This is a genomic window from Novosphingobium sp. KA1 (assembly GCF_017309955.1).
Taxonomy (GTDB): Bacteria; Pseudomonadota; Alphaproteobacteria; order Sphingomonadales; family Sphingomonadaceae; genus Novosphingobium.
Genome location: NZ_CP021248.1, coordinates 1,261,392 through 1,280,214 on the forward strand (window position 1 = coordinate 1,261,392; position 18,823 = coordinate 1,280,214).

Annotated in this window: 12 protein-coding genes; 6 read left to right on the forward strand and 6 right to left on the reverse strand. The window is 67.9% G+C overall.

What is annotated here, in order from left to right:
• The first annotated feature begins 76 nt into the window (after nt 1-76).
• The 3 genes from CA833_RS23430 to CA833_RS23440 are packed head-to-tail and all read left to right on the forward strand — an operon-like array spanning nt 77 to nt 6,389.
• Nucleotides 77-2,542 carry a TonB-dependent receptor gene (locus CA833_RS23430; RefSeq protein ID WP_207080396.1) on the forward strand — a complete coding sequence of 822 codons (2,466 nt, stop codon included), beginning with the start codon at nt 77-79 and terminating at the stop codon, nt 2,540-2,542.
• Nucleotides 2,543-2,565: 23 nt separating this feature from the next.
• The gene (locus tag CA833_RS23435) at nt 2,566-4,122 is read left to right on the forward strand and encodes a tryptophan halogenase family protein (RefSeq protein ID WP_207080397.1); all 1,557 of its coding nucleotides are present in this window, start codon (nt 2,566-2,568) and stop codon (nt 4,120-4,122) included.
• Nucleotides 4,119-6,389: a glycoside hydrolase family 3 protein gene (locus CA833_RS23440; RefSeq protein WP_207080398.1), complete on the forward strand. Its 2,271-nt coding sequence runs from the start codon at nt 4,119-4,121 to the stop codon at nt 6,387-6,389. Before CA833_RS23435 ends, CA833_RS23440 begins: the two co-directional genes overlap by 4 nt.
• Nucleotides 6,390-6,426: 37 nt before the next feature.
• Here CA833_RS23440 and CA833_RS23445 read toward each other — a convergent pair whose 3' ends face one another.
• Genes CA833_RS23445 through CA833_RS23455 form a run of 3 tightly spaced genes read right to left on the reverse strand, consistent with a single transcriptional unit; the run spans nt 6,427 to nt 9,988 of the window.
• Nucleotides 6,427-7,923 (reverse strand): NAD-dependent succinate-semialdehyde dehydrogenase, encoded by a 1,497-nt coding sequence (locus CA833_RS23445; RefSeq protein WP_242526448.1) that lies wholly within the window; start codon nt 7,921-7,923, stop codon nt 6,427-6,429.
• Nucleotides 7,924-7,934: 11 nt separating this feature from the next.
• Nucleotides 7,935-8,945, reverse strand: a complete 1,011-nt coding sequence (locus CA833_RS23450) for a dihydrodipicolinate synthase family protein (protein WP_142638523.1) — start codon at nt 8,943-8,945, stop codon at nt 7,935-7,937.
• Between the two features lie 38 nt (nt 8,946-8,983).
• Complete coding sequence (locus tag CA833_RS23455; RefSeq protein WP_207080399.1) at nt 8,984-9,988, reverse strand: ornithine cyclodeaminase family protein; 1,005 nt, start codon at nt 9,986-9,988, stop codon at nt 8,984-8,986.
• Between the two features lie 130 nt (nt 9,989-10,118).
• On the opposite strand from CA833_RS23455, the gene CA833_RS23460 reads away from it, so the two are divergent.
• From CA833_RS23460 to CA833_RS23470, 3 genes are all read left to right on the forward strand, one after another.
• Nucleotides 10,119-10,775 carry a FadR/GntR family transcriptional regulator gene (locus tag CA833_RS23460; protein WP_207080400.1) on the forward strand — a complete coding sequence of 219 codons (657 nt, stop codon included), beginning with the start codon at nt 10,119-10,121 and terminating at the stop codon, nt 10,773-10,775.
• Between the two features lie 246 nt (nt 10,776-11,021).
• Complete coding sequence (locus CA833_RS23465) at nt 11,022-13,799, forward strand: Tat pathway signal sequence domain protein (RefSeq protein ID WP_207080401.1); 2,778 nt, start codon at nt 11,022-11,024, stop codon at nt 13,797-13,799.
• Nucleotides 13,796-14,473, forward strand: a complete 678-nt coding sequence (locus tag CA833_RS23470) for a DUF6250 domain-containing protein (protein WP_207080402.1) — start codon at nt 13,796-13,798, stop codon at nt 14,471-14,473. Before CA833_RS23465 ends, CA833_RS23470 begins: the two co-directional genes overlap by 4 nt.
• Nucleotides 14,474-14,504: 31 nt before the next feature.
• Here CA833_RS23470 and CA833_RS23475 read toward each other — a convergent pair whose 3' ends face one another.
• The 3 genes from CA833_RS23475 to CA833_RS23485 form a co-directional block, all read right to left on the reverse strand.
• Entirely contained in the window at nt 14,505-15,494 is a 990-nt protein-coding gene (locus CA833_RS23475) for an alpha/beta hydrolase (protein WP_207080403.1), read from the reverse strand.
• Nucleotides 15,495-15,562: 68 nt separating this feature from the next.
• Nucleotides 15,563-16,726: a glycoside hydrolase family 43 protein gene (locus CA833_RS23480; RefSeq protein WP_242526449.1), complete on the reverse strand. Its 1,164-nt coding sequence runs from the start codon at nt 16,724-16,726 to the stop codon at nt 15,563-15,565.
• 35 nt (nt 16,727-16,761) lie between these two features.
• Nucleotides 16,762-18,420 (reverse strand): alpha-N-arabinofuranosidase, encoded by a 1,659-nt coding sequence (locus CA833_RS23485; protein WP_242526450.1) that lies wholly within the window; start codon nt 18,418-18,420, stop codon nt 16,762-16,764.
• Between the last annotated feature and the right edge of the window lie 403 nt (nt 18,421-18,823).

Sequence of the window (18,823 nt, forward strand, 5' to 3'; positions counted from 1 at the left end):
CAGAATGACGGTTGACATCGTTGTCAGGATCGGGTCATTGCAGCCTCACAAAGTAGAAACACATTGGGAGGATTTCATGACGAGGCACGATCTCGTCGCGGGCACGGCGCTCGCGGCTTGTCTTTTTTCCGTATCCGCAGCGCACGCCCAAGAGGCAGCTGTACCGCAGGCAGCCGTACCGCCGGTAGCCGCGCCGGTGACCGTTTCCGACGGCGACATCATCGTCACCGCCACGCGCCGCGAAACCACCCTGCAGTCCACGCCGATCGCCATCTCGGCCTTCAGCCAGGACACCCTGACCAAGAACGGCGTGAAGGACGTGACCGACCTTGCGCGTTTCGTGCCCTCGCTCCAGTTCAACCAGCAGGGTGACCAGTCCGCCGTGCTGCTGACGCTGCGCGGCATCGGCAACGACAGCGCCTATACCGAAGTGGCCGACCCGGAAGTCGCCATCTATGTCGACGGCATCTACTCCCCGCGTTCGCAGGGCGCCTCGGTGCTGATGTACGACATGGAACGCGTCGAAGTGCTGCGAGGGCCGCAGGGCACGCTGTTCGGCCGCAACGCCACCGTCGGCGCGCTCAGCCTGATCTCGGCCAAGCCCAGACTCGGCGTATTCGAGGGCAATGTCGAAGTCACCGCGGGCAATTACGACCGGTTCGGCGTGCGCGGCGCGATCAACATCCCGGTCACCGACACGCTGGCCTTCCGCGTTGCCTTCGTCAGCGACCGGCATGACGGTTATGCCGACTATCAGCCCGCGCCCGATGTCGCCGGCATCAACAAGTCCGCCTTTGTCACCTCGGGCAAGAAGTACTACGCCGCCGACCAGCGCTCGGGCCGCGTCTCGATGCTCTGGCAGCCGGGCGAGCGCTTTTCCTGGAACCTCTCCGGCGAAGCCTTCTGGGACGACGGCGCTCCGGTGATCGGCCTGCTCCAGACCCCGCGCGCGGGCACCAGACGCTGGTCGACGCTCAGCGATACCGCGCCCGATACCGACCGTTACTCGGTGGCGGTCCGCAGTACCATGAACTATGACGTCACCGACGGCATCCAGCTCAGCTACATCGCCGGCTGGTCCCGCATCGGCGGCAGCACCCGCACCGATGCCGACGCCGGCGCGCTCCCGCCAACCGGGGAAGTGGACGCCAGCGGCAACGACCTGCCGCTCGGCGCCTTCAACGAGAACGCCACGGTCTGGTCGCGCTACGACTTCCAGAGCCACGAGCTCCAGCTCAAGTCCTCGGGCGACAATGCCATCGACTGGATCCTGGGCGCCTACTACAGCCACGAAAAGAACAAGATCCGCTTCGATATCGACCAGCGCAACGGCTACCGCGACGGCACCTTCAGCTGGGCGGGCAGCTTCATCCAGGCCGATCGCCAGATCGACAGCCGCGCCGCCTTCGGCCAGGCCGTGTGGCATGCCGCCGACTGGCTGCGCGTGACCGGCGGCCTGCGCTACACTTCGGACAAGAAGAAGGACGTCGGCGGCCGCAACGTCATGTTCGACCATTGCCCCGACACCCTGCCCGCCGACGCCTGCCAGGGCGGCATCTTCGGCGCCTATCCGGGTGCGACGGCCGCCGAACTGGTCGACCTGCTGCCCGGCTACGCGATCTCCAGCAACGATGTGAAAGGCAAGTGGGACAAGCTGACCTACCTTGCCCGCGTCGATGCCGACATCGCCGCCGACACGCTGGGTTACGCCAGCATCTCGACCGGCTTCAAGTCGGGCAACATCCAGGACAATGCGGGCCTCACCGATCCGGAAACCCTGACCAACTACGAAGTCGGCCTCAAGACCCGCATGTTCGACCGCCGCCTGACGCTGAACCTGGCCGCCTACTATTCCGACTTCAAGGGATACCAGGTGAACCAGGCGGTCACTTTCCGCGACGATGAAGGCAACGTCATCCGCAGCCAGATGATCACCCAGAACGCCAAGGGCGCGAAGGCTTACGGCCTGGAAGCGGAAATGAGCGCGGCGCTGACCGGCAACGACCGCCTGAACCTTTCCGCCACCCTGCAGAAGACCCGGCTGGAGGATCTCGAAAGCGTCGACGGCCGCCTCTACGACGGCAGCAAGCAGTCCTCGATCGTGCAGCTGAGGGGCAACGAACTGGCCCATGCCCCGCGCTTCTCGGCAACGGCAAGCTACGAGCATGACTTCGTGCTGGCGAGCGGCGCCCGGATCACCCCGCGCGTCACCACCCACTACGAGACACGCAGCTGGCTGAGCTACTTCAACGGCGATGCCAATCCCTTCGTGAATGCCAACGATCCGGACGACAACATGCCCGATCGCGGCACCAACGGCACCTCGTGGGACAAGCAGAAGGCCTACTTCCGCTCCGACGCCTCGATCCGCTTCACCACGGCGGACGACAAGTACACGGTCGAGGCCTTTGTCCAGAACATCGAGAACGGGCACATCCGCACCGGTGCCGGCGCCTTTGGCGCGCCGCGCTACGATCCGGTGTTCCTCTCGAACCTGCAGCCGCCGCGGACCTGGGGCCTGCGCGCCCGCGCCAGCTTCTGACCGGCCACTGAAAGGACAGGACCATGACGAGCGACGATCCCTCTTCCGGTCGCATCGTCATCCTGGGCGGCGGCACGGCCGGATGGCTGGCCGCCGCCTACCTTGCCCGCACGCTGGGGATGCGCGACGTCGTGCTGGTGGAATCCAGCCGGATCGGCATCATCGGCGTGGGCGAGGGCACGTTTCCCACCATCCGCACCACGCTGGCGGGCCTTGGCATCGGCGAGGCGGAATTCCTCACCCGCGCCGATGCCACGTTCAAGCAGGGCGTGCTGTTCGAAGGCTGGGCCACGGGTGCCGACAGCTATTTCCACCCCTTCAACATGCCGGTGGGCGGCGAGGACGAGGCGCTGCTGCCGCACTGGATCGCCGCCGCCGAGGACCCCGCCCGCCCGTCATGGGCCGATGCGGTGACCGTGCAGGAACGGCTGATCCGCGCGGGCCGTGCGCCCAAGCGGCCCGGCGATCCCGATTTCTCGGGGCCGATGAACTACGCCTACCACTTCGACGCGGCCCGCTTTGCCGACTATCTGCGCGACATTTCCATCGCCGCCGGCGTCACCCGGATCGAGGGCACGGTGGCAAGCGCCGAACGCGCGCCCGATGGCGACATCGCGGCGCTGATGCTGACGGACGGCCGCCGCGTCGCAGGCGGGTTCTTCCTCGATTGCTCCGGCTTTTCCGCCCTGCTCATCGGCAGGACGCTCGGCGCCGGGTTCACCTCCTGCGCGGACTACCTGTTCAACGACCGGGCACTGGCCCTGCAACTGCCCTACGATTGCCCGGACGCCCCCGTGCGCCCCTATACGCTGGCGACCGCGCATGACGCGGGCTGGACCTGGGACATCGGCCTCAGCGAGCGGCGCGGCATCGGCTATGTCTATTCCAGCCGCCACTGCTCGGACGAGGAAGCGGAGGCGACCTTGCGCCGCTACCTCGGCCCCCAGGGCGCCGCCCTCGCCCCGCGCCCGCTTCGTTTCGAGACCGGCTACCGCGAAACCCAGTGGATCGGCAACTGCGTGGCGCTGGGCCTGTCCGCCGGGTTCTTCGAGCCGCTGGAATCGACCGGCATCATGCTGATCGAGGCGGCGCTGAAGATGATCGGCGACTTCCTCGTTCCCGCCGACCGGACCGCCCGGGAGGCCGCCGCCCGCAGCTTCAACCGGCTCATGGCGGCGCGGTTCGAGCGCATCGTCACCTTCCTCAAGCTGCACTACTGCATCACCCGCCGCACCGACACCGCCTACTGGCGCGACAATGCCGATCCCGCCTCGATCCCAGAGAACCTGCGGGACATGCTCTTGCAGTGGCGCCGCCGTCCACCTTCCCGGTTCGATTTTGTCGTCGACCTCGAGACCTTCCTGCCGCCAAGCTACCACTACATCCTCTACGGCATGGGTTTCGAGACCCGGCTTGCGGCGGGCGAGCGCCATTATCCCGGTGACCGAGAAGCCCGCGAGGCCTTTGCCCGCGTCCGCGCCGCGCAGACCGGCGCGCTTGGCGCCCTGCCCGACCACCGCAGCCTGCTGAACCACTATCACGCCCGCACGGGCACCGCTCCAGCCAAGGTTTCCCGATGACTTCGAAGATTGCCGCCCTGCTGACCGCCCTCACCCTCGGCACCGGCCTGACCGCCCCGGTGCAGGCCCAGACACCCGTCCAGACGACCGCCAGCCAGTCGGCGGAATCCCGCGCCGAAGCACTGGTCAAGGCGATGACGCTGGACGAAAAGCTGCAACTGATCCACGGCTACTTCCCGCCGCTGGCGAAACCGGTGCCGCCGATCGCCATGATCCCGTCGGCCGGGCACATCCCCGGCATCCCCCGCCTCGGCATCCCCACCTTGCGCGAGAGCGACGCCAGCCTCGGCGTCGCCAACCAGATCGAGCAGCGCAAGGGCGACGTCGCCACCGCGCTGCCCGCCAGCATCGCCACCGCCGCCACCTTCAACCCCCGCCTCGCCTACCAGGGCGGGGCGATGATCGGTGCGGAAGCGCGCGCCAAGACGTTCAACGTGCTGCTGGCAGGCGGCGTCAACCTCACCCGCGACCCCTGGAACGGGCGCAATTTCGAATATCTCGGCGAAGACCCGCTGCTCGCGGGGATCATGGTGGGCGCCCATATCAAGGGCGTACAGAGCAACCACATCGTCTCCACCATCAAGCATTTCGCGCTCAATTCGCAGGAGACCGGCCGCACCGTGCTCGACGCCCGCATCGATCCGGCGGCGCTGCGCGAAAGCGACCTTCTGGCCTTCGAGATCGGCATCGAGCAGGGCCAGCCCGGCTCGGTCATGTGCGCCTACAACAAGGTGAACGGCGACTATGCCTGCGAGAACGACTGGCTGCTCAACCACGTGCTGAAGCGGGCCTGGGGCTACAAGGGCTGGGTCATGTCCGACTGGGGCGCGGTCCATTCGACCGAGAAGGCCGCGATCAACGGGCTGGACCAGGATTCCGGGCAGGAACTGGACGACCGCATGTTCTTCGACGACCGCTTTGCCGAGGCGGTAAAGGCGGGGCGCATTCCGATGAGCCGCCTCGACGACATGGTCCGGCGCATCCTGTTCGGCGTGATCGACAGCGGACTGATGGACGATCCGGTGCCCGAAACCCCGCAGCCGATCGACTATGCCGCCCATGCCGAGGTCGCCCAGCGCGCCGCCGAGGAGGGCATCGTGCTGCTCAGGAACGAAGGCGACCTGCTGCCGCTGGCGCGCAGCGCAAAACGGATCGTGCTGATCGGCGCCCATGCCGATGTCGGCGTGCTGTCCGGCGGCGGCTCGTCGCAAGTCCGCTCGGTCGGCGGCGCGCCGGTGGAGATCCCGCTCACCAAAGGCGCCGCCGCCTCCTTCGCGCGGATCACCTGGCACGCCTCCTCGCCGCTCAAGGCCATCAAGGCGCTCGCCCCCGGTGCCACGGTTGTCTACCTCGACGGCAGCGATCCCAAGGCCGCGGCACAGGCAGCCCGCGGCGCGGACATCGCCATGGTCTTCGCCTGGGCCTGGCGCACCGAAGCGCAGGACCCCGAAAGCATGGCCCTGCCGGACAACCAGGATGCGCTCATCGAAGCGGTCGCCGCCGCCAACCGCAAGACGCTGGTGGTCCTGGAAACCGGCGGCCCGGTGCTGATGCCCTGGGCAAGCCGCGTCCCAGCGATCCTGCAGGCCTGGTATCCCGGCCAGCGCGGCGGCGAGGCGATCGCCAATATCCTGTTCGGCAAGGTCGATCCCTCCGGCCGCCTGCCGATCACCTTCCCCGCCAGCGCCGCGCAGGCGCCCCGCCCCGAGCCGCTCGGGCTTGCCGAACTGCGCGCCGCCGACGCACGCCGCGACGCCGGTGACAAGACCGTCTACGGCATGAGCGGCGGCGTCGCGCCCTTCTCGGCCGACTACCGCGAGGGCGCCGATGTCGGCTATCGCTGGTATGCGGCGCGGAACCAGCAACCGCTGTTCCCGTTCGGCTTCGGCCTCTCCTATACCCGTTTCGGCTATGCCAATCTCAAGGTCACCGACGGCACCCGGCTGACGGTCGAATTCGATGTCACCAACAGCGGACAGCGCGAAGGCGCCGACGTGCCGCAGCTCTATGTCGAGGCGGCCAGTGCCGCCGGCACCCGCGCCTACCGCCTTTCCGGTTTCGAGAAAGTCCGCCTGGCCCCGGGCGAGACCCGCCACGTGACGCTCACGGTCGATCCGCGCGTCATCGCCCGGTTCCAGCGAACCGGCAACGGCACCGAAAGCTGGAGCGTGGATGCCGGGGCCTATCCGCTGCGGATCGGCCATTTCGCCGGCGATGCCGCGCTGAGCGGGACCGCCCGCCTCGATGCCCTTAGCGTAAAACCGTAACACCGACCTGCGTGGGGCTTGACGTATCGCAGGTTGGTCAAGCCCGCGCGGCGGGTGCCTCTGCCCGGATGCCGCCGAGCGCCACGTACTTCATCTCGAGGTACTCCTCGATGCCGACCGCCGCCCCCTCGCGCCCGAGGCCGGATGCCTTGACGCCGCCGAACGGCGCCACCTCAGTGGAGATCAGCCCCTCGTTGACGCCCACCATGCCGAACTCCAGCCCTTCCACCACGCGGAAGATGCGCCCCATGTCGCGCGCGCAGACATAGGCGGCAAGGCCGAAGGGCGTATCGTTGGCCAGCGCCACCGCCTCCTCCTCCGCGGCGAAACGGAACAGCGGGGCGACCGGACCGAAGGTTTCCTCGGCAAATATCGTCGCGTCGCGCGGCACCTCTTTCAGCACCGTCGGCGCGAAGAACGTGCCGCCAAGCGCATGACGATGCCCGCCGCAAGCAAGCTGCGCGCCGCGCGCCAGAGCGTCGCCGACATGCTCCTCCACTTTGGCGACCGCCGCCGCGTCGATCAGCGGGCCGATCGCGCTGCCGGGCACGGTTCCGGGGGCAACGACGAGCCTGGCGGTCTCGGCAGCCAGCCGCTCGGCAAAGGCGTCGTAGATGCCGTCCTGCACGAGAAACCGGTTGGCGCCGATGCAGGACTGGCCGCTGTTGCGGAACTTCGCCATCATCGCCGCCGCCACCGCCGTCTCGAGATCGGCATCGTCGAACACGATGAACGGCGCATTGCCGCCCAGTTCCATGCTGGCCCGCTTGATGCCCGGCGCGCACTGCGCCAGCAGCAGCGCACCGATCTCGGTCGACCCGGTGAACGAGAGCTTGCGCACCGCCGGATTGGCCGTCAGTTCGCCGCCGATCGCCCCGGCCGCCCCGGTGACGACATTGCAGACCCCGGCCGGCAGCCCGGCGCGCTCGGCCAGCACGCCGAGCGCCAGCGCGGTCAGCGGCGTCTGGCTCGCGGGCTTGATCACCCCGGTGCAGCCCGCCGCCCAGCCGGGAGCGGCCTTGCGGGTGATCATGGCCGCCGGGAAATTCCACGGCGTGATCGCGGCAAAGACCCCGACCGGCACCTTCTGCACCAGGATCCGGCGCCCTTCGAGGTTCTGCGGAATGATCTCGCCATCCACGCGCTTGGCTTCCTCGGCGAACCATTCCGCAAAACTGGCGGCATAGAGCACCTCGCCGCGCGCCTCGGCCAGCGGCTTGCCCTGTTCCGAGGTGATCAGCAGGGCCAGGTCGTCCGCGTGGCGCAGCATCAGTTCGAAGAAGCGGCGCAGGATCACGCTGCGCTGCTTGGCGAGCATCGCCCGCCAGGCAGGAAGCGCCTGCCCTGCCGCTGCCACCGCGCGCCGGGTTTCCGCCGCCCCGGCTTTCGGGACACGCGCGATGAGTTCGCCATTGGCGGGATTGCGGACATCGATGGTCTCGCCGCTGTCGGCGGGCAGCCAGGCGCCGCCGATCAGCATCGCCTGGCGCAGCAGATCGGGATCGGCCAGCGGCAAGGTTACGGGTTGTTCCATGGCGCGTCCTTTCAGGCGGGGTTGCGACCGACAAAAAACAGCGCGTCGGCATCGGGGGTGGGATCGAGCCCGGCCGCTTCCTGGCCGCGCCGCAGCGCCGCCATGTCGCGCTGGTAGACCCGGGCGGTGGGATGGCGCAGCGGGCCGCCGTTGTAGCCCTGCAGCCAGCCCTCGTACTTCCACAACAAGCGGTTGATCAGGCCGCCTCCGGCCTGCGGCACGCTGGCGAACGCCTTGCGGGCAGGATCGATGCGGTGAAATTCCGCCGTCGCCTCGTCGAAGCGGCGCTCGCGGATCATGTCGAACACGCGCGGCAGTACCGGCCCGAAAAAGGCCGAGAAATTGGTACCGCAGAAGGGCACGTCGATCAGCTGGGCGAGCGGGATGAATTCGTGCTCCATCGGGAAGGAGATCACCACCTCGTCCTGAAAGGCGCGGTGCACCTCGATCGGTCCCATGATATGCGGCATGCCGCCCTCGGCCTTGATCGCCACGACATTGGGGCAATCGTCGACAAGGCGGCGCAGGAGATCGACCGGCATGTCGATCGGGCTGAACCGGCCAAAACCCCAGGTCGGGATCGGGAACAGCATCACGGCAAGGTCGGTCGCGTCGCAGAACGCCTTGGTATAGGCGTAGACCTCTTCCAGCGACTGGGGGTAAAAGCAGGGCGGATAACCGAGCAGGACAAGCTCCGCCCCCGCCTCCGCGGCAAGCCGCGCGGCGACGATGTTGTCCTCCAGCGTGTTGAACACCGCGTGGTGGACCACGAAGATCCGTCCCGCCGCCTGCTCCACCATCACCTCGACGAAACGCCGGTACTCTTCCATCGACATCACCACTTCGGAACAGGCAAGCGCCCCCACGAAGCCGTGCGCGATCGTTGTCTCGACATCGTGGCGGGCAGCCTGTTCGTTGAGGGCGGTGCAATCGCCGGTCACGGTCGGGATCACGACATTGGCGACCCCCAGCATCTTCTCGCGCGCCCAGGCACGGGCTTCGGACTTGGTGTAGACGGGCATGCTGCGAACTCTCCGAAGGTTTTAGAGAACTGGGGCGATCACTTGCCTTTCGAAACGGGACGGATCGGTGCTGGAATGGTCGAACCGATCCCGAGCCGCCGGGCCCGCGCGGCGCACATCCCGGCCACGGCGAGGTCCTGGATCGCCGCGCCCACCGACTTGTAGAGCATGATCTGGCGCGCATCGCCGCGCCCGGGGTGCCGGCCGCCGACCACCTCCGCGAGGGACACCAGCTTGTCGGCAAAGGCCACGCCTTCGCTGCGTGCGGCGATCATGTCGCCGGTGTCATGGGCGACTTCCTCGACCATGTCGGCAACGATGAGGTCGGCGCGCGCAACCGCCACGGAATCGATCTCGCGCTGCTCGGGCAGCGTCGAGCCGATCGAGACAACGGTCATGCCCGGGCGCAGCCAGCGGCCGAGCAGTGTCGGCGTCTCGTCGCGCGACCGCGCCGCGCAGATCACGAGATCGCTGGCCGCAACCGCCGCTTCGGCACTGGCGGCTGCCGTCACCGCGATGCCCGTTTCCGCCATGGCCGCACAGAACGCGGCCCGGCTGGCTTCGCTCGGGCTGAAGACCAGCACCTGTGCGAGCGGTCCCGACTGTGCCAGCGCCTCGAGATGGGTCCGCGCCTCGAAGCCGGAACCGATCACCGCCACGCGCGGCCGTGACTGGGCAAGCAGCCGCCGCGCGGCCAGCGCCGACGTGGCCGCCGTGCGAAAGCCGGTGATGGCATTGCCGTCGAGCAAGGCATCGAGCGCCATCGTCTGCCCGTCGAACAGCGAAATGAGGTAGGACGCCGCCCCGGCCGCGGGCGAGGCGGCGATCAGCTTGGCTCCCATGACCGCCTGCCCCGGCATGATCCCGGTCAGCGAACGCAGCCACACCCCTTCTCCACGCGCCATTGTCCTCGGCGGAAACCCCGCCTCCGCCAAGGGCGCTGCATAAGCCGCGCCAAGCGCCGCCACCGCCCCGGCCCAATCGAAGACCGACCTCACCTCGTCATCCGACAGGACCAGGGTCTCGTACAATTCGCGCTGCATGATGCCCTCTCCCGGCCCTGCGTAACTTTTGCGGCGATTAAGTTCACTATTGACGCATGTCAATCTGATTATTGATTTGCTATCCTCAGCTGTCCGGCATTGTGGTACCTCGGCCGCAAAGGAGCTTTCCGTGTCCGATCAAGACCTAGTCCGGCTGCGCGCCCTGCTCGACGAGACCATCGAGCGCGGCGAGGAGCGCCTGCCGCCCGAAACGCGTCTGAGCGAGGAACTCGGCGTAACCCGCGGCCGCCTGCGAACCTTGCTCAAGCACCTCGAGAGCGAGGGCGCGATCTGGCGCCATGTCGGCAAGGGCACGTTCATCGGCCAGCGGCAGTTCATCGAACCCCTCGCCGTGGCGGCGAACTTCAGCGTCGACGATATCCTGCATGCACGCGGCGTGCTCGAACCGCAGCTGGCGGCCGAAGCGGCCATCCACGCCGTGCCCGAAGATCTCGCCGCGATGGACGCATGCCTGGCCGAAATGGCACTGTCACACTCGATGCTGCAGTGGAAACGGCTGGACGAAAAGCTGCACCGCACGATCGCGCAGGCCACCCACAACGTCCTGCTGGTGACGCTTTACGATACGCTCCGCGCCCAGATGAAGTTCACGCTCGATCGGCGGATCGACCAGGTTTTCGGGGCGGAACCCGGCCCGAAGGAAAACACCGACAACGAGCACCACAAGGTCGTCGAGGCGATCCGGAAGCACGACCCGCAAGCGGCCGAAACCGCCATGCGCGAGCACTTGCGGGCACTGCGCGCCAAGCTGTTCGGATTACGCTGAAAGGATTGGCACGCGCCGCGCACCTGCTCCAACGCTTCGCATGGCAAAATTGAGTGCATCAATACAAATTGATTTGCATGGCACTCCTCCTTCCGAAGGCAATCGCGGCAAGACCTGCCGGAACACGTGCGCAACGGATCCCGCCGCGCCGCATGGGGCACTTTTTTCTTTCGCTAGCGGTTGACGATAAAGACCACATGATGAAATACCATCCCACATAAGACATCGCTCAAAATGGGAGAGAGCATGAGCAAGCTGGTCTGGAGCCGCCGCGAGATGTTGGCGCAAAGTCTGGCGACCTCGGCCGTCGTCTCGTCGATGGCGCTCACCGCCGGGCAGGCCAAGGCCGCTCCCGCAGGCGCACAGGAACCGCTGGGTTCCGGCATCGCGCCGGGCGACGACGTGGTATGGCTCGATGGCGGCACGCCCTCCGCCCACGAAGGCCAGTCATGGGGCCAGCCCTGGCCGCGCGGCACCCGGTTCGACAGGCGCGGTTACGTTCTCGAAGGCGCAGGCGGCGCCCGCGAGGCGCTGCAGACATGGCCGATGGCCTGGTGGCCCGACGGCTCGATCAAGTGGACCGGGCACGCGGCCGCCGCCAACGGCGCCCGCGCCGGTTCCCTGCGCGTCGCGCCCGGCAGCGCCCGGCCCGCGCAGACGCTATCCCTGCGCGAGGCAGGCGATGCCATCACCGTCACCGTGGGGCAGACCGTCTGGACGGTCGGCCGTTCGGGCGAGGCGCTGATCCGCTCCGCGAACGTCGGTTCGGCGCAAGTACTGCAATCGGTGCGCCTGCTCGCCAGCGCGCAGGACCGCGCCGACGACGAGGACGGCGCCCCCGGGTTGACCCGCTGGACCAGCAGCATCGACAGCGCGACGGTCGAACAGAGCGGCCCGATCCGCGCCGTCATCAAGCTCGACGGCCGCCATCGCGGTGAGGCGAGCGACAGTGCGGGCGACTGGATGCCCTTCTGCGTCCGCCTCTACTTCCACGCCGGATCGGACAGCGTGCGGCTGGTCCACTCGATGATCTTCGACGGCGACCCGACCACACGTTTCATTCGCGGACTGGGCCTGGAGGGCGGCGTGCCGATGCGCGGCGCGCTGCATGACCGCCACGTCCGTTTCGCGGGCGAGAATGGCGGCCTCTGGGGCGAGGCGGTGCGCCCGCTGACCGGCCTGCGCCGCGATCCCGGCAAGGCTTTCCGCGACGCACAAGTGGCGGGCGAGGCCGTCCCTCCACTCGACCAGATGGGCGCGGCGGTGCGCCAGAACCTCGAATATATCCCGGCTTGGGGCGATTTCCGCCTGCGCCAACCCAATTCGGACGGTTTTACCATCGTCAAGCGCACCCGGCCGGGCTGCGGCTGGGTAGACGTCGACACCGCCGGGCGCGCACCGGGGCTGGGTTATGTCGGCAGCCCTTCGGGCGGGGTCGCCTTCGGCATGCACGACTTCTGGCAGCGCTGCCCGGTCGGCCTCGACATCGCCGATGCTGCCAGGGACACCGCGCGCTTCACGATCTGGTACCACGCCCCCGATGCCCCGGCGATGGACCTGCGCTTCTATCACGACGTCATGGGCATGGAGAGTTACGAGGCGCAGAACCGCGGCCTCGACGTGACGTATGAGGATTATGAACCCGGCTGGGGCGATGCCTCCGGGATCGCGCGGACCACCGAATTCCGCATCTGGGCGCTGCCCGCCACGCCGCCGCGCGAACGACTGGCGCACATGGGCAAGGGCCTTGCCACCCCGCCGCGCCTCGTCCCCAATGTCGCGCGGGTCCACGCGGCCGGGCTGTTCGGGCCGTGGAGCCCGATCGCCGCGGGCGGGGCGCTGCGCGGCAAGATCGAGGCGCGCGCGAAACAGGAACTCGATTTCTACATCGGGCAAGTCGAGCAGCGGCGCTGGTACGGCTTCTGGAACTACGGCGACGTCATGCACAGCTATGACAACGACCGGCACGTGTGGCGCTACGACATCGGCGGTTTCGCCTGGGACAACAGCGAACTGTCGACCGACATGTGGCTGTGGTACGGCTTCCTGCGCACGGGCCGCGCCGACGTGTTCCGGCTTGCCGAGGCGATGACCCGCCACACGGGCGAGGTCGACGTCTACCATGCCGGCCGCTTCAAGGGCCTGGGCACCCGCCACGGCGTGCAGCACTGGGCGGACAGTTCGAAGCAGCCGCGCATCTCCAACGCCGCCTATCGCCGTTTCTACTATTACCTCACCACCGACGAGCGCTGCGGCGACCTGATGCGCGCCCTGGTGGACAGCGATCATGCGCTCAAGACCGTCGACATCGGCCGCAAGGTGCTGCACCGGGCCGAACCGCTCGCCGGAACCGGCGCGGTGGTGGCCGACCAGCCGCTGCCCGAGGGCCAGATCTTCATGCAGTTCGGCACCGTCTGGGGCTCGCTGCTGGGCGCCTGGCTGACCGAGTGGGAGCGCACGCGCGACACCCGCTGGCGCGACCGCATCGTGGCCGGAATGCGCTCCATCGCCGCGTTGCCCAAGGGCTGGCTGGCGGGCGGCGGCGCGTTCGATCTCGCCTCCGGCCGCTTCGTGGGGGGCGGCAAGGAGGTCAACATGAGCCACCTCAACGGCGTGTTCGGCGTGTTCGAGATCACCGCCGAACTGCTGGAACTCGTGGACGAACCGGCCTTCCGCAAGACCTGGCTGGAATACTGCGAGCTCTACAACGCCCCCGAGGCGGAGTTCCGCGCCCGCACCGGCGCATCGGGCAAGGGCCGCGCGCTGGCGCAGGCGCATTCGCGCTACACCGCCTATGCCGGGGTGCAACTCGGCAAGCCGGAACTGGTCCGGCGTGCCTGGGGCGAATTCTTCGGCGCGGGCGACCGCGAAGGCCGCGACCAGTCGCGCGGGGCACACAAGGTCACCGGGGCCGCGGTGCTCAAGCCGGTGGACGAGATCGCCGAAGTTTCCACCAACGACGCCGCGCAGTGGGGCATCGCCGCCGCCGTGAACCTGACACTGATCGGGGATGCGCTGGAGTGAAACGCCTCGCCGCCGTCCTGTTGCTTGGGCTTCTGTCGGCGGCGGCGCCGCCGCAAACGGACGGCTTCCGCCACGGCCTGTCCCACTGGCGGGTCGAGGCGGAAGCGCCCTCGCGCGTCACCGTGCGGGACGGGGTGATGGACATCGATACGCCCGAAGGTATCTCGGTCTGGTGGGGCGAGGAACTGCGCGCGCCCGTCGCCATCGAATACGAGGTCATGGCGGTGTCGGCGGGCGGGCCGAACGATGCGGTGAGCGACGCCAACGCCTTCTGGATGGCCTCCGACCCGGCGGCGCCGGACGGATCGCCCCTCTCCCGCCCGCGCAGCGGGGCCTTTGCCGACTACGACACGCTCAGGACCTATTACCTGGGCATCGGCGGCAATCGCAACACCACTACGCGAATGCGCCGCTACGTAGGGGAACCGGGCAATCGTCCGCTGCTGCCCGAGCACGACCGGGCGGATCCGGCGGCGCTATTGGTGGCCAATCGCTGGGTGCCGGTGCGGCTTGCCACCGATGGCGGGACGGTGACGGTGGACTTCGGCGGCAAGCGGCTGTTCACGATGACCGACGCCGCGCCCTACCGCCGGGGCTGGTTCGCCTTGCGCACAACCAAAAGCCACCTGCGCATCCGCAATTTCCGCATCGTGCCGCTGGGGACAAAGCGCTGAGAGACCGCTCGGAAGCGGCCTCCAGTGCCGGTCACGCTCCCTCGGACGGGATCTTCAAGCCATGGCGCGCCGCGAAGCGGGCAAAACGCGTCAGCCACAGGCCCGCGCGGCCGTCCGGCTCGAACAGCGGCGCGCCGTGGCCGCCCTTCTCGATCACATAAAGCTCAGACGGAATTTTTGCGGCCCGGCATCCCTCGAACATGGCAAGGCTGTTGCCGCAATCGACCACGGTATCGTCCGCCGCATGACCAAGCAGGATCGGCGGGGTCGCGGCGGGCACATCGAGTTGCAGCGAATAGCGCCGCGACAGGTCCTCGCCCGGGTTCGGCCCCAGCAGTTCGCTGCGCGACTGGCCATGGGCGAGCGGCGGCATCATGCTGACGACCGGGAAGAACATGCCCGCCACCAAAGGCCGCGCATCCTGCGCATCGGCGGCGTCCACCGGATCGTAGACTTTGGCCGCAAAGCGCGTGGCAATGCTGCCGCAGAGGTGTCCGCCCGCCGAAAAGCCGATGGTCGCCACATTGGCCGGATCGACGCGCCACTTCGCGGCGTTGGCGCGGATCAGCCGCATCGCGCGCTGGGCGTCCTGCAAAGGCGTGTCCGGCCCGCCCGACCAGCCGTCATGCGGCAACCGGTAGAGCAGTTCGAAGGCCGTCACCCCCTGCGATGCGAACCAGCGCGAGATCGCGGACGGCTTTGTGCCCATCGCCACCCGCGCATAACCGCCGCCGGGAAACATCAGCACCGCCGCCCCGGTGGGCTTGGTCGCCGGGCAGACCGTCAGCATCGGCGTCGCCACGTGCGGCCAGGCAAAATCGTCGGGATTGTTCTTGTTGGAGCGCAGCACCCGCTCCTCCTTCACACCGCCCTTGGGCAGCCCCGGCGGCGATCCCGGCCAGATCGGGAAACGCTCGAACGCAGGGCCTTCGCCCGCCTGCGCCAGCGCGCGGGCCGGAAGCAGCGGGGCTGCGGCCAGCGCGCCCAGCGAGGTCAGGAACAGGCGGCGGTCATTCGGCATGGGGCACTCTCCCGGTAATGGCTTGGATGCGGGGCGTGAAGGCGCGGATGAAGCGGTAGTTTTCCGGCTCAGGGCGCGGCAAAATGCCGCTCCAGCCGGTCGGCTTCCGCCGGGGTGATGGGCATGACCGCACCGTGCTTGGGCCCGGCGAAATTGGTCGCCTTCATCGGCGATCCCGGTTCGTTGAACCGGCCGAGATTGCGGAAATGCTTGAAGTCGCTGGTTTCGGAAAAGCCCATGTTGTTGGGTTTCGCACCGAACACGTCATACATCAGCACATACGTATCCGTTCCCGAGCGGCGCCACAGGTTGGGCGCCTCGGTGCCCACCGTCTCGGGATCGACGGGAGTGGGATCAAACGCATAGCCGCCGTTGATCCTGTCCGAAACCGCCTGCCGGAGATGGCCGGGCCGCTCGTGCGCGACGTAGAACAAGTGGAACTTGCCGCCGATGCGGGTGATGTCGCCGTCGATCGACCCGACGTTCGGCTTCGGATAGGCAAACAGGGCCTGCGGCGGCCGGGTCAGCGTGGTGAAGGCATCGTCGGCATAGGAATAGACCATGTGTTCGGTCCCGGCGCCGTCCCGCGTGGTGTAATAGACCATCATCTTGCGGGCCTTGGGGTCGTAGATCGTCTCCGGCGCCCAGGCCGCGCTCAGATTGGCGGTTTCGGGGAACAGCCGGTCGACATGGACGATGGCATGGGTCCACTGCACCAGATCGCGCGACTTCATGAAGATCAGCGAGCGATTGTTGCCCCAGCCGTGGGTCGCCTTGGGACGTTCCCATTCGGTATCGCGCAGGCCCTCGCGCTGGGCGTAGATGTGCAGGTCGGTCATGCTAAGATAGAACGCGCCGTCCGGCCCGCGCACGATGTGCGGATCGCGAATGCCCTGCTGTTCGGCAATGCCGCGGCCGCTGAGCACCGGCTGGCCGCCGTTGACGTCGGTAAACGTGTAACCGTCGCGCGAGACGGCGATGTGCAGCGAATGGGTCTCGTCCCGGAAATAGACCATGAGGTAGGCCGTGCGCGCGCGCTCCGGCGGCACCGGCGCCGCCTTCTGCCCGGCAAGGCTCGGCACGATCTCGAGCTGCCTCGCTGCGCCGGCAGCCGCGCCGGCAGCCGACCTGGCTGCGGCACCCCCGGCCGTGACCTGCGCCTCCCCGACCGCCGGCGCGCCGCAAAGCGCGGCCAATCCGGCGGCGACCAGCCCCACAACCCTTGCCTTCATGTCCTCTCTCCGCTTGCCCGGCCCTGCGCGGCCTTTCATTCGACTTCCAGCACGGTGACCGATTTCGACGGCAGCACCAGTTCCACCTCGCCGCCCGACAGGTGCACGGCCAACGGGCGCGGCACGAAGGGATCCGCCTTGTCGAAGGTGATCCGGGTATCGATGGCGTCCGCCGTCAGCACTTGCGCGCCCGCGCGGTGCCAGCGGCCACCCGCCAGATGGATCCGCAGGCGGTTCGCCCTTGCCGGGTCGAGATTGGCGATGGTGACGTGCAGCCTGCCGCCGGCATCGCGCGAGGCGGACAGGTCGATGCCGGCAAGCCGCACATCGCCATGGACGTAGTCCGGCGTCTCGACCTGCACGGGCAGCGCCGTGGCCCCCTGATGGACCTTGTACATGTCGAAGACATGGTAGGTCGGGGTGACGACCATCGCGCTCCCGCGCGTCAGGACCAGCGACTGGATCACGTTCACCATCTGCGCGAGGTTGGCCATCCTGACCCGGTCGGCGTGACGGTTGAAGATGTTGAGGCTCTTGGCCGCGATCAGCGCATCGCGCAGGGTACTTTCGAGATAGAGCTGGGAAGGCGCATCCTTCTCGCTTTCGAACCACCCGCCCCACTCGTCCACCGCCAGCGCGACACGCCTGCCCGGATCGTAGCGGTCCATGATCTCGGCATGACGGCGGATCAGTTCGTCGGTAAGCGCGACCCGGGCCAGCGCCGCCGCCCAGCCGCTCTCGTCAAACCCTACGTTGCGGCCCTTGGCGTGCCAGTCGTTGCCTGCAAACGTGTAGAAATGCAGCGACAGCCCCCACATCAAGGGCGTGTCGCCGGTGAGGCCAAGCGGCGTCGGTTTCGGCCGCCACAGCATGGCCTGCGCCATCACCCGCTCGGTCCAGGCATAGTCGTCGGTATCGGCGCCGACGGCGATCAGCCTTGCCCGCGCGCCCGAATAGGTGCGCAGGAAGGCCGCGTAGTGGCGGAATGCCGCCGCGTACGTGTCGGCGCTCATGTTGCCGCCGCAGCCCCAGCTTTCGTTGCCCACGCCGATGTAGGGCACCTGCCAGGGCGCGGGGTGACCGTTGGCCGCCCGCTCCTGCCCGGGCGCACTGTCCTGCGGGGCCGTCATGTAGCGCAGCCAGTCATCCGCCTCCCGCACGCTGCCGCTGCCAAGGTTGACCGAGACAAACGCGCTCGCCCCGATCTGGCCGAGGAAGTCCATGAATTCGTGGGTGCCGAAGGCGTTGGTCTCGGGCGTCCGGCCCCATGCGGAATTGATCCCGCGCGGCCGCTTGTCCGCCGCCCCGATGCCGTCGCGCCAATGGTAGCCATCGGCAAAACAGCCGCCCGGCCAGCGGATGACCGGCACCCTGACCCGCCGCAGCGCGGCAACGACGTCGGAGCGGATGCCGCGCAGGTTGGGGATCGGCGAATCCGGCCCGACCCAGATGCCCTCGTAGACGCCGCGCCCGAGATGCTCGACGAACTGGCCGTAGATGTTCGGATCGATGGTGGGGCCGCCAGCTTCTACGGATACGGTCGCGCGCGACTGGAGCGTGGTGCGCGCGCCCGAAGCGGACCTTGCCCCGCCATCGCTTCCGGCGCTGGTCCCGGCACTGGCGGGAGACGTCATGCCGCTCGCCGCCAGCAGCAGCGCAAGCCCGCAGGCCAGGCTCCGGCGCGATCGAGACATCTCCCCTCCTTTTAGGCCGTAAACTCATAAATGGCGCCATCGAGGCGCCCAAATGGCGAACAGTTCGGTCCGAAGTGACTGCCGGGCGGGCTGGTTGCCCGTCCAAGGTCGCTTCGGTTCGAAATGGAAGCCATTTGGGCGTCCCTTCGGGATTTGACCAAAATGGTCCATCGCTGCGTCAGGAAGCCTTGAAATATGGACATATTCCTTCGCCTTCCTTCCTGGCGCTGAACCATTTTGCTTCAAACCTCGATGACGCCGTTTATGAGTTTACGGCCTAATTGTCGGACTAGAGATGATGCCTCATTTCGCACCCGTCAACCACATTTCGGGACGAAAGGTCATATTTCGGGTTGATAAGGGAGCCGGTAGCCAGACGGTCTGGATGGCGTCCTCCATCCAG

Excerpts from the sequence above, each read along its gene's own strand:
- CA833_RS23430 (WP_207080396.1), top strand. The coding sequence starts at position 77 with ATGACGAGGCACGATCTCGTCGCGGGCACGGCGCTCGCGGCTTGTCTT.
- CA833_RS23435 (WP_207080397.1), top strand. The coding sequence starts at position 2,566 with ATGACGAGCGACGATCCCTCTTCCGGTCGCATCGTCATCCTGGGCGGC.
- CA833_RS23440 (WP_207080398.1), top strand. The coding sequence starts at position 4,119 with ATGACTTCGAAGATTGCCGCCCTGCTGACCGCCCTCACCCTCGGCACC.
- CA833_RS23445 (WP_242526448.1), bottom strand. The coding sequence starts at position 7,923 with ATGGAACAACCCGTAACCTTGCCGCTGGCCGATCCCGATCTGCTGCGC.
- CA833_RS23450 (WP_142638523.1), bottom strand. The coding sequence starts at position 8,945 with ATGCCCGTCTACACCAAGTCCGAAGCCCGTGCCTGGGCGCGCGAGAAG.
- CA833_RS23455 (WP_207080399.1), bottom strand. The coding sequence starts at position 9,988 with ATGCAGCGCGAATTGTACGAGACCCTGGTCCTGTCGGATGACGAGGTG.
- CA833_RS23465 (WP_207080401.1), top strand. The coding sequence starts at position 11,022 with ATGAGCAAGCTGGTCTGGAGCCGCCGCGAGATGTTGGCGCAAAGTCTG.
- CA833_RS23475 (WP_207080403.1), bottom strand. The coding sequence starts at position 15,494 with ATGCCGAATGACCGCCGCCTGTTCCTGACCTCGCTGGGCGCGCTGGCC.
- CA833_RS23480 (WP_242526449.1), bottom strand. The coding sequence starts at position 16,726 with ATGAAGGCAAGGGTTGTGGGGCTGGTCGCCGCCGGATTGGCCGCGCTT.
- CA833_RS23485 (WP_242526450.1), bottom strand. The coding sequence starts at position 18,420 with ATGTCTCGATCGCGCCGGAGCCTGGCCTGCGGGCTTGCGCTGCTGCTG.